Annotated in this window: 15 protein-coding genes; 7 read left to right on the top strand and 8 right to left on the bottom strand. The window is 32.1% G+C overall.

Annotated elements, in window-relative coordinates; all coding sequences use genetic code 11:
* Position 1 precedes the first annotated feature (1 nt).
* The 4 genes from PQF96_RS28270 to PQF96_RS28255 form a co-directional block, all read right to left on the bottom strand.
* On the bottom strand, positions 2 to 1,033 hold the full coding sequence (locus PQF96_RS28270; protein ID WP_271770373.1) for a sensor histidine kinase: 1,032 nt from the start codon (positions 1,031 to 1,033) through the stop codon (positions 2 to 4).
* A gap of 21 nt (positions 1,034 to 1,054) precedes the next feature.
* Positions 1,055 to 1,405: a DUF4907 domain-containing protein gene (locus PQF96_RS28265; protein ID WP_271770371.1), complete on the bottom strand. Its 351-nt coding sequence runs from the start codon at positions 1,403 to 1,405 to the stop codon at positions 1,055 to 1,057.
* Positions 1,406 to 1,469: 64 nt separating this feature from the next.
* Positions 1,470 to 2,483 (bottom strand): Kelch repeat-containing protein, encoded by a 1,014-nt coding sequence (locus tag PQF96_RS28260; protein ID WP_271770369.1) that lies wholly within the window; start codon positions 2,481 to 2,483, stop codon positions 1,470 to 1,472.
* Positions 2,484 to 2,486: 3 nt separating this feature from the next.
* Entirely contained in the window at positions 2,487 to 3,371 is an 885-nt protein-coding gene (locus PQF96_RS28255; protein ID WP_271770367.1) for a DUF6268 family outer membrane beta-barrel protein, read from the bottom strand.
* Between the two features lie 223 nt (positions 3,372 to 3,594).
* On the opposite strand from PQF96_RS28255, the gene PQF96_RS28250 reads away from it, so the two are divergent.
* Positions 3,595 to 4,914, top strand: coding sequence for a DUF4270 family protein (locus tag PQF96_RS28250; RefSeq protein ID WP_271770365.1), 1,320 nt, complete (start codon positions 3,595 to 3,597; stop codon positions 4,912 to 4,914).
* Positions 4,907 to 6,148 carry an OmpP1/FadL family transporter gene (locus tag PQF96_RS28245; protein WP_271770363.1) on the top strand — a complete coding sequence of 414 codons (1,242 nt, stop codon included), beginning with the start codon at positions 4,907 to 4,909 and terminating at the stop codon, positions 6,146 to 6,148. The genes PQF96_RS28250 and PQF96_RS28245 overlap by 8 nt, the downstream gene beginning before the upstream one ends.
* A 574-nt stretch (positions 6,149 to 6,722) precedes the next feature.
* Here the strand turns inward: PQF96_RS28245 and PQF96_RS28240 are convergent.
* Both PQF96_RS28240 and PQF96_RS28235 read right to left on the bottom strand, forming a co-directional pair.
* On the bottom strand, positions 6,723 to 9,965 hold the full coding sequence (locus tag PQF96_RS28240; protein WP_271770361.1) for a TonB-dependent receptor: 3,243 nt from the start codon (positions 9,963 to 9,965) through the stop codon (positions 6,723 to 6,725).
* A gap of 165 nt (positions 9,966 to 10,130) precedes the next feature.
* Positions 10,131 to 11,303 (bottom strand): FecR family protein, encoded by a 1,173-nt coding sequence (locus tag PQF96_RS28235; RefSeq protein WP_271770359.1) that lies wholly within the window; start codon positions 11,301 to 11,303, stop codon positions 10,131 to 10,133.
* Positions 11,304 to 11,391: 88 nt separating this feature from the next.
* Here PQF96_RS28235 and PQF96_RS28230 point away from each other — a divergent pair, with 88 nt between their 5' ends.
* The 5 genes from PQF96_RS28230 (at position 11,392) to PQF96_RS28210 (ending at position 15,915) form a co-directional block, all read left to right on the top strand.
* Entirely contained in the window at positions 11,392 to 11,949 is a 558-nt protein-coding gene (locus PQF96_RS28230; RefSeq protein ID WP_109438086.1) for an RNA polymerase sigma factor, read from the top strand.
* Positions 11,950 to 12,147: 198 nt separating this feature from the next.
* On the top strand, positions 12,148 to 13,044 hold the full coding sequence (locus PQF96_RS28225; RefSeq protein WP_109438085.1) for a MerR family transcriptional regulator: 897 nt from the start codon (positions 12,148 to 12,150) through the stop codon (positions 13,042 to 13,044).
* A gap of 25 nt (positions 13,045 to 13,069) precedes the next feature.
* A complete protein-coding gene (locus PQF96_RS28220) occupies positions 13,070 to 14,563 on the top strand; it encodes a phytoene desaturase family protein (protein ID WP_143916554.1) in 1,494 nt (497 codons plus the stop codon).
* A gap of 35 nt (positions 14,564 to 14,598) precedes the next feature.
* Positions 14,599 to 15,438 carry a phytoene/squalene synthase family protein gene (locus PQF96_RS28215; protein ID WP_109438083.1) on the top strand — a complete coding sequence of 280 codons (840 nt, stop codon included), beginning with the start codon at positions 14,599 to 14,601 and terminating at the stop codon, positions 15,436 to 15,438.
* A 21-nt stretch (positions 15,439 to 15,459) separates the two neighbouring features.
* Positions 15,460 to 15,915, top strand: coding sequence for a sterol desaturase family protein (locus PQF96_RS28210; RefSeq protein ID WP_370444677.1), 456 nt, complete (start codon positions 15,460 to 15,462; stop codon positions 15,913 to 15,915).
* Positions 15,916 to 15,928: 13 nt separating this feature from the next.
* Here the strand turns inward: PQF96_RS28210 and PQF96_RS28205 are convergent, their stop codons facing one another.
* Both PQF96_RS28205 and PQF96_RS28200 read right to left on the bottom strand, forming a co-directional pair.
* The gene (locus PQF96_RS28205; RefSeq protein ID WP_271770357.1) at positions 15,929 to 16,489 is read right to left on the bottom strand and encodes a TlpA family protein disulfide reductase; all 561 of its coding nucleotides are present in this window, start codon (positions 16,487 to 16,489) and stop codon (positions 15,929 to 15,931) included.
* A gap of 266 nt (positions 16,490 to 16,755) precedes the next feature.
* Positions 16,756 to 18,174 (bottom strand): hypothetical protein, encoded by a 1,419-nt coding sequence (locus tag PQF96_RS28200; RefSeq protein ID WP_271770356.1) that lies wholly within the window; start codon positions 18,172 to 18,174, stop codon positions 16,756 to 16,758.
* Between the last annotated feature and the right edge of the window lie 33 nt (positions 18,175 to 18,207).

Raw genomic sequence — 18,207 nt, 5'->3', positions numbered from 1 at the left:
ATCATTCAAGAATTAGGGTTAAATCTACTATGTAACGATTATTCTCTTCTCTAATATCAAGAGTATGTAAATCTGGATATAGAAGTTCTAATCGATTTTTAATATTAGTTAAACCAACTCCAGAATTGTCTATGTTCTTTCTATACACTCCTATGATATTACTTACGTTAAACGTGAGTCTATTTTCTATCACTTCTATTTTTATAAGTATATCAGTTACTCCTTTAAAATCAGTACCATATTTAAATGCATTTTCTATAAAGGATATCAATAACAGTGGATATATATTTTTCTTTTCATATTCTCCTCGTATTGACAATTTTACATCTTCACTATTCGAAAGACGTAATCTTTGCAGGGAAACATAATTTTTAATATACTCAATTTCTTTAATTAAAGGCACAATCTCCTGATTGGCTTCATAGAGCATATATCGCATTAGTTCTGACAACGTTAATACTGCTTCTGGGGCGTCATTAGATTTATTACGAACTAAAGAATATACACTGTTTAAAGAATTAAAAAGAAAATGCGGATTTAATTGTGCTTTTAAGAACTGAAGCTCAGTTTCTGCACGATGCGCTTCGGTTTCTTTGGTCATTTTATCTCTTTTATAAAAGTCCCTCATTAGACAGAAGATTCCTCCCAAAAGAAAAAAAGCAAAGAAAAAAACACCTCGTATGGTGTGTTTTAAATATCCTGCTCTTGGAAATTCATTACCATATTGAATAATACTGTCAAATCTACCTAGAGGAAAATGTTTAGGAATATAGTTACTAACTATAAAATTAAATATGAGTAAAAATCCTACTGAACTAATAATATAGAATACAATTTTCTTTTTTAAAAGAAGTTTTGGTGCTAGTATAGAGTAATTAGCATAAAACACAATTGGATTAAAGAAAACTTGTGTAAAGAAACCCGGTCGTATTGTCCCAACTTGAATAAGAGAAATTCCCAAAGGGAATGATAATAGACAAACCCAAGAGATGACATGAACCCAAATCTCTTTAATTCTAAAAGTCTTTTTCAAAATCTTTGTTTTTATACATAACTAATTTTTAAAATCTATGTTACAACTATCCAATTCTGCTTTGGTTATATATGGTAAAATTCTACATTCTAGCTTATCAACCACTAGAAGAGCTATTTTTTGAGCATCTTTTTTAGATTTAAAATATTGATTTCCCAAAGCTCCGGGTATATTTTTTTGTTGTATAAACAAACGACTATCCTTGTATATCTCATAATACCACCCGTTGTCATCAGAGAGCTCCTTTACCTTCACCCTATAATATTTAGAATATAAATCGGGCTTTGTTTTTCTTTCGAGAAAATAATTTCCTGCTAATACGCCGAATACTATAATTTCAAAAATCAATAAATAAGTTAATGTTCTTTTCATTTCTTTTGAAAAAAAGGTTTGGGAGCTGACTGACAAACAAACAAATGAATACACAATCAATCAATTAATCATCATCGTTTTCTTCTTGTAGGGGAAAGAACTCCCAATTATCATCTAGATATAAATTAGAACTTCTTCCCAGAGCTACAAATGCTTTTGTCCCATTATAAAATGTTATTGCATCTTGTCTTGAAGCTCCTTCAAATGATGTTTTTTCATCCCAAAAATCTGTTACAGGGTTGTATTCCCAAATAGATGTTGTAACTCCACCACTAATACTTCCACCTGCCAAATATCCTTTATCCCCAATACTAAATCCAACCGCGCTACTACGCTTAACATCATAATCATCTGTATCAAGATCTCCTAAAGGACTCCATACTTCTGTAGTAGTGTCAAAAACCCAAAAATCATCCTGATCTAATCCATTAGAAATTCCGGTCCCCATATATACTTTATCACCTATACTAAATGTGGTGGCTTCTCTTCTTTTATCACCTCCAAAGCCTACTAATTCTTCCCATGTATCTGTTTCTGGAGAGTATTTCCAAAAATCTTTTCTATCATTATCTCCATCAAAACCTGTCCCAACATATCCTGTGGTTTCAGAATTAAATGCTATGGCCGCACGTCTTGGAAGTCCTTTAAATTCAGCAATTGGATTCCAACTATTTGTTGAGGGATTATATCTATAAAAATCTCCTAATTCGTTATCTCCATCAAAACCAGATCCTACAAACCCCTGATTACCAACAGCAAAAGCTACGGCAGAACTACGAGCGCTTCCTGAGAAATCTGCTAATTGACTCCAAAAATTACCTGTCATGTCATAGGACCAAAAATCATTTAAATAGTCATCTCCATCATAACCAGTACCCATATATCCTTTATCTCCAATTGTAAATGCTACTGCGCTACTTCTTGGTGTTCCGTCAAAAACTGAGCTATCTACCCAATTTCCTAATCTACTATCATCATCATCACTAGAGCAGCTTAGCATACAAAGAGTAATGAAGAAGTATAATACAGTTTTAGCTTCTTTACTTACGAATTGCATTAGTTTGTCATTTGTTTTCATTTTTTATTTGTTTAAATTAAATTTTAACCCCATAGATATAAACACAGTGTTATCTATCTCAAAATCATATATTTCTTTATTTTCTTTATCCAGAATTTTTAATTGATTCCATGGAGAATACCCTATTCTGATTACAGTAGTCCAATTAGGTTGTATTCTATAGTTATATTCTACACTAGTATCCAGCGCATTGTATTGCAATTTAGTATCTGTTAAATTCCCTAAATCTTTAAAGTTCATTGTGGAAGATACATTTCCAAAGAGCCCTTTAAAACTTGCGGATATAGAAACTTTATGTCGTAAATCAAAACTGTAATTAAGCTTTGTTCGAGGTATACCCAAGTTATAACTCCACTGTGTATTTATCTTTTTCTGATATGAGATCACAGGAATAAATTGAGGTTTACCAAATGCAGTACCGAAGCTGATTCCAAAAGTCAATACGGATGATTTGGTTTCATTATCCCAACTTTTTGAGACCGTAGCCGCAGAACTCATTATTAAGTCTTCACTGCTCAAACTCCCCTCTAAATTGGATGATAATGACGGAGAAAACAGTACAGTAGCAAACCATGAATTATTTATAGAATACCTATAAAACAACCGTGTCTTTATGGTATGTATAGTTTCATACGATTGGGTATCAAAATCTATGGCAGCATTATTAAACATAAAATTGTAGGAGTCATATGATGCCCCAAAGCCCAAAACACTTTTATTGAATTTCTTTCCAAAATTTAGATTCGCAGTATATTTTTCTATACCAACCTCTCCTAAACCAGGAATAACAGTATATTCAAATCCCGCAACCCCCATATCAGGATTTTGCGCCCACAAGACATTCCCTACTCCAAATACCAAAACAATGTATTTTAAACTACGTTGCATTATTAATTTTTGATAAAAGTATTTAGGTAGTCTTACGGAAGAAAAAAAAATATACCGAGATTAGAACTCTATAGACAGAATTGTATTTTTTATCTACCAATCTATAGATATATGTTTCGTCTCTAAAAAACACATATCTGTCTATACATATTATGAATAGGTATAATATAGTTTCAGATTAGAAGCTTCTCTATTTCATTTGTTAGAGAAATTAATAGTCTAAATGAAATTTTTACCATTCTTATTGTGTTGTGGCATTTTAACAATAGCCTGTTCTAAAGAAGAAGATATACCTACATTAGAAGTAGGTCAAGATTTTACTAGCTCAAATGTTAGAGTAATATCTATAGATACATTTACAGTAGAATTATCTACATACAAAATAGATAGTATAACTACATCATCACCAAGTCGAATTTTGGTAGGTCAGTATATCGATGAGATATTTGGCATCACTATAGCAAAAAGCTATATGGAACTCACACCCGAAAGTTATTCTATTCCTAATGACGCCAAATTAGATAGTATTGCATTAATCCTTAATTATGACAACTATTTTTACAATGACACCTTGAAAACATCATCTATTAATGTACACTTATTAAAAGATGAAGTAAGACCCGAAGATGATGTATTTTATAATACAAGCACAATACCGTATGAAGAGGCTCCAATTGCAACAAAAAATTATAAACCCGAACCGATACGTGAGGATTCTCTTCATATTTCGATTCCGATAGATATTGGCCAGACGTTATTTGACAAAATACAAGAAGGGGATATAAATGATAAAGAGGAGTTGCGTAATGAGCTAAAAGGTTTTGCATTACTACCTGGCGAATTAGACAACTCCTCAATAATTGGCTTTTCAACAGATAATACTGTAACCTATCTTAGATTTTTCTATACACTCGAAGACTCTGAGTTCGAAGATGATGAACAAACTTTTGACTTGGGTATAAATGTAAGCGAATCATTCCCTACCTATTTTAATAATATTCAAAGCAATACAGATGGAACCTTTTTTACTACACTTACCGATCAAGAAATAAACCTCTCATCTACAGAATCTAATAACCGAAGCTATATCCAAGCTGGAGTTGGAATTATCACAAAAATTCAATTTCCTACGATAAAAAAAATTCAAGAAATTCCAGGTACCGGTACAATAGTGGATGCAACACTACGAATAAAATCACCTCTACAGGTTTATAGCAATATTCTTCCGATACGTGATTCTCTTTTTGTCAACAACATTGACCAAAATAACAATATAGGAAATCAATTAGCCAATGGAACAAATAATGTGTTTGCCACAATCGATGAAAGTGATAAAGAATTTAATGAAATCGTGTATGAAATTCCTATTGGTGTTTATTTAGAAAGTGAAATATCAGAAGCTCCAGAAATTGATAATGGCATTGCTATTTTTCCTCAAAATTTTAATGATACGGTAAACCGAATTGTACTAGAAGGAGAGAACAGTACTGATTTTGAAGCTCAATTAATTATCACCTATGCGATATATGGTAAAGATGAATAAACATTTAAGCATCCTCTTAATTTTCTGGTCAACACATTGTATGTTTGCTCAAACCAATAACCTTACAGGGTCTCCTTATTCTCTCTTTGGTCTAGGTGTTCAATCTAACTCCAACATTGGAAAAAATAACGCATTAGGAAGAGGTGGTATAGCTCTCGAAAGCAATCATCTAATTAATATTTATAATCCAGCTTCTTTCGCTTCAATTCCTAAACAAAGTTTTTTACTCGATATTGGTTTTTTAGGAGAACTAAATGAAGTTTCGAACAGTAGTAAAGATGAATTAAGATTAGCTGCTAACTTCTCTAATCTGGCTTTTGCTTTTAGTGTAAGTGATCGTTCTGGACTAGGCATATCTATCATTCCGTTTACAGATGTGGGATATTCATTAGTTGGCATAAGGAGTAATATCGAGGGATCTCAAAACGAATTTGTTAGTAACATAACAGGATCTGGAGGGCTTAGTGATTTAAAACTGAACTATGGCTACCAGCTCTTTGACAACTTCAGAATTGGCCTTACCACTTCATATTTATTTGGATCTATTAAGGAAACAGAAAATGTTGTAATCGGAGAAGCTTTCCTGAATATTACTGAAGAGAATTTTTATAACGGATTTAGATTTGGTTTCGGGTTTCAGTATGATATCAATGACACCTATACAATTGGCCTTACAACTGATCTACCAACATCATTAAATGGTTCGCAAGATCGATTTGTAACTAAAACTTTAGATTTTGTTGCCACTGATGAGGAAAGTGAAAAAGGACTAGATATTTCTAATTTCAAATTACCTTTAGAAATTGGTTTTGGCGTACGTGCAAAACCTATGAATGGTTTAACTTTAAACATTGACTATAAAAGAAATTTATGGAGTACTACCGATCAAAGAGATGAAATAGGAAAATTTGTGGATCAATCCATTATTAGTCTTGGAGCACAATATCGTGCAAGAGAGAGAGGTCTTAAATATTGGCAAAACGTAGAATTTAGAGCGGGAATCAATTATGATTCTGGATATCTAAAAGTAAATACCGAAGTTATCGATAATTACAGTTTTAGTGCAGGAATAGGATTTCCAATAAGTAGAAGTGGTAATTCTATGCTCAACATATCTTTTACCTCTGGGCAAAGAGGTAGTGTAGAAGGTATTCTGATAGAGGAAAAATTCAACCTCATTAATATCAACTTAAGCCTTAAGGATATTTGGTTTAAAAAAATAAAATTTAATTAGAACACTTTCTTTAGTATTTTAAAAAAACAAAAACCTTTATTCATTGAACTTAATTCTATTCGCTACTAATCTGGTTATACTCATTATAACATCAAAACAATCATATTCTTCATAAAAAAACTCTACGTGTCATTACATAAAATTACGTATCCCCACGTATTTACAACAATAAAGCCTCTAATTACCTTTGCATCACCAAGTTATTTAAAACTTAAGAATTTTAATTCAATATCAGATATTAAAAAAAATACATTATGAATCCATTTAAAACCAAAATCAGATTCAATTTCAAAGCTGTACTAGAATTTTTATCAAGTCTCCCAGGAGCTTGCAGTCATGCCATTCACAGATAATTCATTAAAAAAAATCGGTATTTATCTTCTTAACTATTAAAACCATCAACTATGAAAACTGTTCTAAAAATTGACAGCTATTTTGTTGCTAAACTTTGTCTTTTATTCAGCGCAACATCACTTTTGGCTATTGTAATGATGTTATAAAAAAACAGGCAGGGACAAATGACGATCCTTGCCTGTTTTTGCAAACAAAACTAAATTAACAATATCAATTCTAGCTATAAACTAAAATTAACTCTTGCGAATAAGAATCTTCCAGTATATCCAAATTGTGATGTCCTTCTAGAGTACACAAATTGATCACCTGCTGTCCCTCCAGCTCGGTTTTCATCTGGATATACGTCTAATAAATTATTGGCTCCTATTGTAATATTCAAATTTTCAAAGATCGTGGTAGAAAAAGAAAGGTCTGTAACTACTTTTCCTCCATAAACGGCATCATCGCTTACTGTAGTTCCTTCTACTCGTGAATCTCCGTTAAAATCATCAGGATCGGTAACTTCTCCAAAGAATACATTTCTCAACAGTATATTATACTTGCCTATAGATAAAGCATTGGTAAGACTCACCTTGGTTCTTGGTTGTGCTAATGTTAAAAAAGCCTCTTCTTGAGCATCAAAAAAGTTACCACTTTCGCCAGCATTGGCTATTCTCTCAGGCACTCGAATCTCTTCAACTTCTGTTTCTGCAAAAGTACCAGAGAGGTCATTCCTCAATGTTGCATTTGATCCAATATCTAGCTTATGTGAGATTACAACATCAATCCCCTGTGATTTTGTATCAATTGCATTTACAAAGAAACGAGCACTCGTCGCTCCTGCATCTTGAAATATTCTTGTAAGTTCAGGATCTCCTCCATTTCCAAAACTACCACTATACACAATTCTATCATCAATATTGATCAAATATGCATCTGCGGTAATTGTAAAATTTTGAATTTTTGCAGTGACACCAACACTATAACTATCAGAAGTTTCTTCTTTTAATTCTGCAATTCCGATAAGAGCTGCTGCCCTACTATCATTAGTAAAAGTACCTTGTTCAAAAGGTTGGTTATCCACAAAAACAGTACTTGTTCTACTAAAGAATTGTTGATGTAATGATGGCGCCCTAAATCCTGTACTATTTGCTCCTCGAACAGAAAAATTCTCTGTTATTTTATAGCGAGTAGCTAATTTATAATTAAACGTATCTCCAAAGTCAGAAAAGTTTTCATATCTGGCTGCTAAACTTACTAACCATTTCTCTGTAAAATCAGCTTCGAGATCTATATACCCTGCAATACTATTTCTATATTTATCGGTTTCGTTATTTGGATCATACCCTCTAAATACTTGTGACCCTCCACCAAGTGGAGTTCCAGTAAAATTATTACGAACTAATTCTGCATCAGTAGTAATACTAGTTACGGGGTTCCCATTAACATCATAACTAGTATAAGAAGCTTCTTCTCCCGCTGTGATGGTATAATTTTCAACTTTATATTCTGCACCCATTGCCACGTTAAGTCCACTAAAAATATCCTCATGAAATTTTGTAATATCCAAATTCGTGGTATTTTGCATAAAGCTTAATGCACCGGCATCAAAAGTTCTGGGTGTTGCCACTCCCAAGGTTCCATTACTCGAATTACCAACAGTGATATCAAAAATATTAATACCATAAGTATTTGAAAAGTCTATATTCCAATCCTTAATTTTACCTTTGATTCCTAATGCGATTGATTTATCAACAATATCGGTTCCTATACTAGGTAAAAAACCATTAGGAAAAGCAGGAGTATTTGCTCTACCATCTCCTTGTGCTGGTCTTCGATAAAATCCAGAAGCTAATCCTTGTCGATAACTAATTCCCCCAAAGCTATATAACTCTGTATCTTCACTAAGCGGAATTGACATATTTGCAAAGAATTTACCTTCTCTTAATTTGGCCGTTCCTACTTTAAATCTAAAATCTTCACGAGTTAACCCACGGGCTGTTAATTCATCTTCATCAACATCAACATCCAGTAAACCTCTTAAAGTTTCTACATCAGCTGCATTACCAACATCTAATGTTGCTATTTGGTCTCTAGTAGCTTGATCGAGATAGGTTATCCCTTGTGCTGCTGTTTGGTAATCTGCTAATGTCATTTCTGCCACATTTCCTCCACCTGTAGCAAAAACTCGTTCTGCACCATGAAATCCTCTAAAAATATCTCCTTGATAATCACGATTACGTAATGCAGGTTCTCTTGTGGACAAAGATCCCGTAAAATTTATAAAGCCTCCATTTTCTCCTATGGCTAAACCATAATTAGCTTCTAATTTTACTTTTTCACCATCACTCCCTCCTTCAAACTGATTAGAATTTTCACTAAAATTAGCTCCTGTAGTAACGGTAAGATCTAATTTCCCGGTTGCTTTTTTCAATACGATATTAATCACACCTGCTATAGCATCCGAACCATATTGTGCTGCAGCTCCATCACGTAGCACTTCTATTCGTCTAATAGCAGCAGTAGGAATTGCATTCATATCTGTTCCCACACTACCAGCTCCAACAGTACCATTTACATTAACCAAAGAAGTATTATGTCTTCTTTTTCCATTGATTAATACCAAAACCTGATCTGGTCCCAGGCCTCGTAGAGATGCAGGATCTATATGATCTGTTCCATCAGAAACAGTTTGAGTCTGAGAAGTAAAAGAAGGAGCAACATAATTTAAGATTTCGTTTACAGAAGTCTGCGGGCCTTGTGATGCAATTTCTGTAATATCGATAACATCAATAGCTACTGCAGTCTCTGTAGCTGTACGACTAGGGTTTCTAGAACCAACTATTACAACATCATCTAATTGTGCTGATGCATCTTTTAAAGTTACCGATATAAAGTCTTTACCTTCTGCATCTACTTCTGTAGTCTCAAAACCAATATAAGAAATCACCAAAATATTGTTTTCTTCTGGTAAATCGATAACAAAGTTACCTTCAAAATCTGTTTGCGCCCCAGTTGACGTTCCTTTTACCAGTACGTTTGCTCCTGGTAGGGGACTTCCATTAGAATCTTTTACATTTCCTTTAATCTCTCGTTGAACCTCCGTTTTATTTTCAAGTAATGGAGTTTTTTTCAACACAACTTGTTTACCAATAATGGTATAAGAAATATCTGTATGGTCAAACAAGAGTTGCAAAACATTATCTAAGGTTTCTCGATCAACTCGTATGGTCGTCTTTTTTTTAAGGTTTATTTCATCATTAATATAGAAAAATTTGTAAGATGTCTGATTTTTAATAGCTTCAAGAACTTCTGATATTGGAGTTTCTTTAAAGTCTAGTTCTATTTTACCTTGCGAAAAGCCAGATGTAGCCATCATCTGAAAGATAGAAAAACAAAATAAGACTAGTGTGAGTTTCATTTTTAATGCAATTGATTGGTGTGCTATGTGTGAAAATAGCGCACGATTACCCATTTTTTTCATATTTTTGAAAAGTTTGATTGTTAAGTACTCAGTTATATAATAATCGAATCAGTAAGGGAAGTGTAGCAGCACTTCCTTTTTTTTTACTAATAAATTGTAATCATTTTGTGTTTACATAAGCAATGAGGTTTTTATTGTTTTTAATATTACTAATGAATCTTGCCATTAGTTTTCTGGATGTATTAAAATTTTATTTTGATCTATTTCATAAGTAAATTTTAAAGTTCCTGAAAATGTTTTTAGGATTTCTTCAATATTTTCTATGTCAAATTCTCCTGTAAAATTTGTGTTATTTAATTTTCTATTCTGACTAATTATAGTAACATTATACGCTCGTTCGATTCTTTTATATGCTTCTGCAAAAGATTCATTTTGTAGAATAATCTTCCTATCCATCCATGAAGTATATAACATGGTGTTTACTTTCTTCTTATCTAAAACATTCTTTTCTTTACTATAAATAGCCTGATAACTTGGAGAGAGTTTTAATGAACCTGTATTTTCACTCTGATCATTTACAACTACTGCACCTTCTACCAAAGTGGTCTTTACTGTTGTATCCTCTGCATAAGAAGACACATTGAATTGTGTACCTAACACTTCTACATCCACAGTAGATGTTTTTACAACAAAAGGTTGTTTTTTATTCGTAGTGACATCAAAAAATGCTTCTCCTTCGAGGTAAACGGTTCTATGTTTTTCAGATGCAATAAAGTGTTGTGGAAATTTTAGAGTACTAGCCGCATTCAACCAGACTTTTGTCCCATCAGACAGTGTTAGTTGAAAGAGCTTTCCTTTCGGAATGGAGATTTCCATATATTTAGTCTCAGTTGTAGCCTCATTTGGCTGCACTATAAATTGATGTTGATCTTTTTTCCCTATTAAATTTCCACTTGCGTTTGTTATATCTGTTTTATCATCAAAACTCATTAAGGTTATAGCACCTTCTTCATCCGTTATTTTGATCTTATCCATTGATGATGTACTTGACTCTACAATCTCTGTATTTGTCTTATGAGTAAACCTGTCTAGTGTAGTATAATAGTATCCTGCTAAAATTACTCCTCCTAAAATTGCAGCATATTTTATAATCTTAATCCATGGTCTAAATACAATTTCTTCTTTAGCCTTTTCATCTATAGTTTGCTTAAAACGTATATAAGCATCATTTGAATCTACCGGGATATCTTTTTGTTTAGCATACCATTCTTTTATTTTTTGTCTGAAAAGTATCTCATGATTTTCTTCTTCAGCAAGCCATTCTTGTAAAGTTTTTTTCTCTGAAGCTGAGATACTACCTTCAAGATATCTTTCAATTATTGTTAAATAATTATCCATTCTTTGCATTTTCTAATTAAAAGATGCAGAAAAACCACAAATCCCTTACTTTATTTTATTTTTTTTAATTTAGTCTACGATTTTCATAATGAATACTAATACACGTGACATAGAAAAATTACTGATTCAAGGGCTTACAAAAGGCGATCAGCATAGCTATAGAATATTATTTGATAGATATTATTCGTGGCTTTATAACTATGTATATAAACTATCTCACGATTCTTCATTATCAGAAGACCTTGTGCAAAATGTTCTACTCAGACTTTGGGAAAAAAAGTCTTCATTAAACATTACTACTTCTTTAAAAAACTATCTTTTTAGAGCTTGTCATAATGAATTCTTGATGCATCTAAGAAAAAAGAAGAAAGAATACGATGCTTTGGATACGTTAAAGTGGGAAGTAATATTTGATACATACAATGAGATAGAAGAAAGTCAATTAGACACAGATTGGTCCAAACTTGAAAAAGCTATTGAAAAGCTCCCAAAAAAATGTAGGGAAGTATTTAAGTTAAGTCGATTAGAACAAAAAAAACATAAAGAAATTGCTGTTATTTTGGGAATTTCTACCAAAACTGTCGAAGTTCATATTAGTAAAGCGTTGCGCTTTCTAAAAACTAATGTTTCTATTTTTTTCTTATAAACAATTCAAAATCAAAATTTTAATTTCATTTTTTAAAAAATTAAGTTTTATTAAACTTTAGTATTAGATACCATCAAGAAAAGGCAGTTATTACCATAATAGAATCTTTTTTTAACAATTATCTTAATTATTTTAACAAATAATGGAAAAATAAGTGTTTTCTTTTGCTTAAGTTTGTTTAACTATTTTTGAAAAAAGGTGAACAACGTTAAACAAATTTTTAGTATTAAGGACTTAGAAAATCTTTGTGGTGTAAAAGCTCACACCATAAGAATATGGGAAAAACGCTATAATCTACTTTCTCCTAATCGTACTGAAACTAATATAAGGACTTACAACTTAAAGAGTCTTCAAAAGCTACTTAATGTTACCTATTTGGTTAATAGTGGATACAAAATATCCAGAATCTCTAAACTGGATGAACAACAAATTAATGAATATGTTAGAAGTATTGTATCCGATAACAGTACTAAAAATCAAGCGATAAATTCCTTTAAGATTGCAATGCTTAATTATGATCTTGAATTATTTTTAGGAACCTACGAACAACTTGAAAGTAAGAGAAATTTCAGGCAAATATTTGTAGATGTTTTCATACCACTTCTCAAAGAGATAGGATTATTATGGCAAACGAATACTATTAGTCCTTCGCATGAACATTTTATCACTAATTTGATTAAACAAAAATTGTTATTAAACATAGAAAAACTTCAATATTCTAAACCAACAAAACAAGATAAAGCATTTGTATTATTTCTTCCCGAGAATGAAATACATGAATTGGGGTTATTATATGTAAATTATGAGATTTTATTACATGGGTACAAAGCGATATATCTCGGGCCAAGTATTCCTTTAGATAGTTTACCTAATATGCTTTCTTTTCATGAAGAAACTATATTTGTATCCTATTTTACTATAAAACCTGAAAAAGATAATATTTCTAGTTATGTAGATGATTTTAACAAAATTGTCTGTACAGAAAAGGCAAATGAACTTTGGATGCTAGGTAAGCAGATTATGCATATTGATAAAAGTAATGTGCAAAATCATCGTTATTTCAATACAATTAGTGCATTAATTTCCGAACTTTAAAAAGTAAACATCCATTTCTCTAGTTATGTCAAAAAAAATAACGATCATTGGTTCTGGCTTCTCTTCTCTTTCTGCTTCGTGTTACCTCGCGCAACTAGGATATGAGGTTACTATTTATGAAAAAAACTCTACTATTGGAGGGAGAGCAAGACAATTAAAAAAGGAGGGGTTCACATTTGATATTGGCCCTTCTTGGTATTGGATGCCCGACGTATTTGAGAGTTTTTTCAATGATTTTAATACAACTGCTTCTAACTTTTACACTCTTGATAAACTAAACCCAGCATACAAAGTATTTTTTGAAAACAAAGAAAGTATTGCGATAGAAGACACGTTAGACAAAATATATACAGCCTTTGAGAATGAAGAAAAAGGGAGTTCTACTAAATTGAAAAAATTTATCGCTACTGCTCAAAACAATTATGAGATAGCCATAAAAAATCTGGTTTATAGACCCGGGGTTTCTCCATTAGAATTAGTAACTAAAGAAACCATCCAAAGGATAGGTCAGTTTTTCAGCACAATTTCTAAAGAGGTTCGTAAAGATTTCAAAAACCCAAAACTAATTCAAATACTCGAATTTCCAGTCCTGTTTCTGGGAGCCAAACCAAGCGATACTCCTGCATTTTATAGTTTCATGAATTATGCAGATTTTGGATTAGGAACATGGCACCCAAGAGGAGGCATGTATGAAGTAATACTTGGAATGGGAAAATTAGCCCAATCTCTGGGTGTTAAAATTCATACGGATTCTAATGTCAAAAAAATTGTCGTTGAAAACGGAAAAGCTAATGGTATTGTAGTAAATGATAAAAAGATCGATGCCGATATTGTATTATGTGGCGCAGATTATCACCATGGAGAAACATTATTAAATATAGAACATCGACAGTATTCTGAAAAATATTGGGACAAAAAAACCTTTGCTCCTTCTTCCTTATTATTTTATGTAGGCTTTGATAAGAAATTAAAAAACATAAATCATCATAACTTATTTTTTGATACTGATTTTGATAAACACGCAAAAGATATATATGATTCTCCTAAATGGCCTGATCAACCTCTATTTTACGCTAATTTCACCTCATTAACAGATGCTAAATCTGCTCCGGAAGGTAATGAAAATGGTTTTTTTCTTATTCCATTAGCTCCAGGTATAGAAGATACAGATGAATTAAGAGAACAGTATTTTGATAAAATTATTACCCGTTTCGAAGCTTTAACAGAACAAAATGTTAAAAATAATATTATCTTTAAAGAGTCCTTTTGTGTAAAAGACTTTATTAAAGAATATAATTCGTATAAAGGAAATGCATATGGAATGGCGAATACACTTTTACAAACTGCTTTCCTTAGACCCAAATTGAAAAGTAAAAAAGTAAAAGATTTATTCTTCACAGGACAGCTTACTGTTCCTGGCCCTGGGGTGCCACCATCACTAATTTCTGGTAAGCTAGTAGCAGGATTAATTGAAGCCGAATATCAACAACATAAAGAACTAGAACTAATCACAACATAAACCATCTCAACAACTCTTAACTAAACTCAATCCATATGAAAGCAATTTTTGATACAGTATCCTATAGTTGTAGTAAAATTGTCACCAATTCATACAGTACTTCATTTTCGCTAGCATCAAAAATGTTATCAGATTCTATACGACAAGACATATACAATATTTATGGTTTTGTAAGGTTTGCAGATGAAATTGTAGACACATTTCATGATTATGACAAAGAAAAATTATTTAATGATTTTGAAGAAGAAATGTATAAAGCAATTGAAAATAGAATTAGCTTAAACCCTATTCTTAATGCTTTTCAAAAAACTGTACATCAATACAATATTAATCCCGAACTTTATGAAGCCTTTATGAAAAGCATGAGACTAGATCTTCATAAGACCAAATACCTAACGGATTTAGAATACAAAGAATATATTTACGGATCTGCAGATGTGGTTGGATTGATGTGTTTGAAGGTTTTTGTTAATGGAGACCAGAATAAGTATGACGGACTCAAAGAAAGTGCAATGCATTTAGGATCTGCATTTCAAAAAGTTAACTTTTTACGGGACCTTAAAGCCGACTACGAAAATTTGGAAAGAACTTATTTCCCTAATACTGATCTTAACAGGTTAGATGAAGATTCAAAACTTAGGATTATAAAAGAGATAGAAGACGATTTTGAAAAAGGGCTTAAAGGAATTTTAAAACTTCCTGTCGAAGCAAAGTTTGGGGTATATACTGCATTTATTTATTATCGTAAATTGTTAAAAAAACTTAAAAAAACTCCTTCTCTGGAAATAAAAAATGCTCGCATACGAGTCCCAAATTACCAAAAATTTGGTTTATTAGCCAAATCATATTTTGACTATAGATTAAATCTAATTTAACCGTATTTTTGTACAAATCTTATGCTTGTGAAAATCTTTATTCAAATATTAGTTTTTCTAGCCGCATTTTCTATTATGGAGTTTATGGCTTGGTTTACTCATAAATATGTAATGCATGGTTTTTTATGGTCTTTGCATAGAGATCATCATCATAAAGATCATGGTAGTTGGTGGGAACGCAATGATTTATTCTTTGTGTTTTATGCAGTAGTCAGTATGTCTTGTATTTTATTTCATGATTCCCTCACATTTTGGGTAGGAAGACCGATAGGTCTAGGGATTTTGGCATATGGTATTGCATATTTTGTGGTTCATGATATTTTTATTCATCAACGTTTTAAGCTATTGAGAAATGCAAATAATTGGTACGCAAAAGGTGTTAGAAGAGCTCATAAAATGCATCATAAAAATATTGGCAAAGAAAAAGGAGAATGTTTTGGAATGCTAGTAGTTCCATTTAAATATTTCAAAAAGTAGTATTATTTACTATTTATTCTGCCAAAAGATTATCTATAGTTTCTCTTACTTTGGATGAATTCCAATTTGCAGCATTTGTTTTATCTATAACTATATCTCCCTTTTTACTAATAATATAGGTCTGAGGAATAGGATTATTTACAAATGGTTTTGGTAGTTCTGATAAAGATCTATACACAGGGAAATCATAATTTTTATTATTCATAAACTTATGAAGCTCGGGGTCGTCATCTGTAGTAACAAATAAAAACACAACCTTATCCTTATAATCGTTATAGAGTTTTTGCAAAGAAGGCATTTCAGCAATGCATGGTGGACACCATGTAGCCCAATAATTTATTAAAACAACTTTATCTTTGGCTGTATCAAAATTAATCGACGCTGTATTTACACCATGTAATTTCCAATTATAAGAAGCAACTTGTGTTCGTTCATCTACTTCAACAATTCCTGGACTAAAGGAGAAAATTCTAGTTAGAAATATCTGCATCATCCCTCTAGTATTTGGGATAAAAAACAATACCAATACGATAGCAAAAACGATGTTAGAAATGTTCTTTTTATTAAATTTCATATTCCAAAAATTATTCAATACATGTTTCGTCTTAAAAAACACTGCAACTTACAAAATTACACAAACAAAATTATGATATCCCTGAGATCTTAATAAGTTATAGTATCCACATATTTTATATTTAACTCAATTGTAAAACTAATAAAGCGCAATCTAAGATTGCGCTTTAAAAACTAACAAATAAACAACGAACTGTTATTTTATACCTTTATAAAAAAGGTTAAATCATTAAGTCCAATTGTATAACCGATTGTTTGTGTATTTTTTTAAGGGACAGGATTACGAGTAACTTCAATAGAATTTGAAAAATCGTAACATCCATCAAGACCACTAGTATTACTCATTGCTGTTAACCCTTGTAATCCATCTTCATAACGTAAATACCAGATAAAACAAGTTCCCACTCCTGCTGCATTAAAATCTACATTTTCTACATCTGCTATTGTTGATGGTAACCCAAGAATTACACCAGTATCATCAGTAATTACCCATGTTCCGTTTTTACCAGAAACATTAGTATTATCTAATGCAATACCGCTTACCATATCAGGTGTACCATCTACTGTAATGGTAAAAGGACCTCCAGTAATTGTTCCTCCATCAGGCTTATTACGCACCACTTCAACAGAGTTAGAAAAGTCAAATGTACCAACAAGGTCGCTAGTATTATTCATAGCTGCTAATCCTTGTAGACCATCTTCATAACGTAAATACCAAATAAAACAAGTTCCTGCTCCTGCATCATCAAAATCAACATTTTCTACATCTGCTAATGTTGGTGGTAATCCAAGAATTGTACCCATATCATCAGTAATCACCCAAGTACTATTTGCTCCAAATGCATTAGTATTATCTAACATAATACCACTTACCATATCAGGTGTACCATCTACGCAAAAAGTATAAGGTCCTCCTGATAAAGTCCCAGCATTCGTTACCTGGTTACGAACTACTTCAATAGAATTCGAAAAGTCAAAGGTTCCGTTTAGATCACTGGTGTTATTCATAGCCGCTAATCCTTGTAAACCATCTTCATAACGTAAATACCAAATGAAACAAACTCCTGCTCCTGCTCCATCAAAATTCACACCTTCTACATCTGCTAGTGTTGGTGGTAACCCAAGAATTGTACCCATATCATCAGTAATCACCCAAGTACCGTTAGCTCCAAAAACATTAGAATCATCTAATTCGATACCACTTACCATATCTGCCTCTCCATCCACATTAAATTCGAATGGACCTCCCGAGATTCTTCCTGCATTCGTTACCTGATTACGAACTACTTCAATAGAATTCGAAAAATCAAAAGTTCCGTTTAGATCACTAGTATTACTCATAGCTTCTAATCCGTCCAATCCATCTTCATAACGTAAATACCAAATAAAACAAGTTCCTGTACCTGCGTCATCAAAATTCACTCCTTCTACCGCTGTTATATTTGGTGGTAATCCTAGAATAGTTCCTGCATCATCTGTAATTACCCAAGTACTATTAGATCCTGAAACATTTGTATCATCTAAAGATATACCTGTTACAAGATCAGGTTCTCCATCAACATCAAAGGAGAAAGGACCTCCTGAGATAGTTCCCGCGTTGACCACTATTGTATTGTCATCGTCATCACTACAAGAGACAGCTATAAAACCTACAGCTAACACCCCTATAATTAGTTTTTTTAACATTGCTTTGTTTTTATGATTATTAGACCATAAAAA

It is taken from the genome of Aquimarina algiphila (assembly GCF_947494415.1).
Classification (GTDB): domain Bacteria; phylum Bacteroidota; class Bacteroidia; order Flavobacteriales; family Flavobacteriaceae; genus Aquimarina; species Aquimarina algiphila.
This window is presented reverse-complemented; position numbering and strand designations above follow the sequence as displayed.

Excerpts from the sequence above, each read along its gene's own strand:
- PQF96_RS28245 (WP_271770363.1), top strand. The coding sequence starts at position 4,907 with ATGAATAAACATTTAAGCATCCTCTTAATTTTCTGGTCAACACATTGT.
- PQF96_RS28200 (WP_271770356.1), bottom strand. The coding sequence starts at position 18,174 with ATGTTAAAAAAACTAATTATAGGGGTGTTAGCTGTAGGTTTTATAGCT.
- PQF96_RS28265 (WP_271770371.1), bottom strand. The coding sequence starts at position 1,405 with ATGAAAAGAACATTAACTTATTTATTGATTTTTGAAATTATAGTATTC.
- PQF96_RS28260 (WP_271770369.1), bottom strand. The coding sequence starts at position 2,483 with ATGAAAACAAATGACAAACTAATGCAATTCGTAAGTAAAGAAGCTAAA.
- PQF96_RS28220 (WP_143916554.1), top strand. The coding sequence starts at position 13,070 with ATGTCAAAAAAAATAACGATCATTGGTTCTGGCTTCTCTTCTCTTTCT.
- PQF96_RS28230 (WP_109438086.1), top strand. The coding sequence starts at position 11,392 with ATGAATACTAATACACGTGACATAGAAAAATTACTGATTCAAGGGCTT.
- PQF96_RS28235 (WP_271770359.1), bottom strand. The coding sequence starts at position 11,303 with ATGGATAATTATTTAACAATAATTGAAAGATATCTTGAAGGTAGTATC.
- PQF96_RS28205 (WP_271770357.1), bottom strand. The coding sequence starts at position 16,489 with ATGAAATTTAATAAAAAGAACATTTCTAACATCGTTTTTGCTATCGTA.
- PQF96_RS28250 (WP_271770365.1), top strand. The coding sequence starts at position 3,595 with ATGAAATTTTTACCATTCTTATTGTGTTGTGGCATTTTAACAATAGCC.
- PQF96_RS28240 (WP_271770361.1), bottom strand. The coding sequence starts at position 9,965 with ATGAAAAAAATGGGTAATCGTGCGCTATTTTCACACATAGCACACCAA.
- PQF96_RS28215 (WP_109438083.1), top strand. The coding sequence starts at position 14,599 with ATGAAAGCAATTTTTGATACAGTATCCTATAGTTGTAGTAAAATTGTC.
- PQF96_RS28210 (WP_370444677.1), top strand. The coding sequence starts at position 15,460 with ATGCTTGTGAAAATCTTTATTCAAATATTAGTTTTTCTAGCCGCATTT.
- PQF96_RS28255 (WP_271770367.1), bottom strand. The coding sequence starts at position 3,371 with ATGCAACGTAGTTTAAAATACATTGTTTTGGTATTTGGAGTAGGGAAT.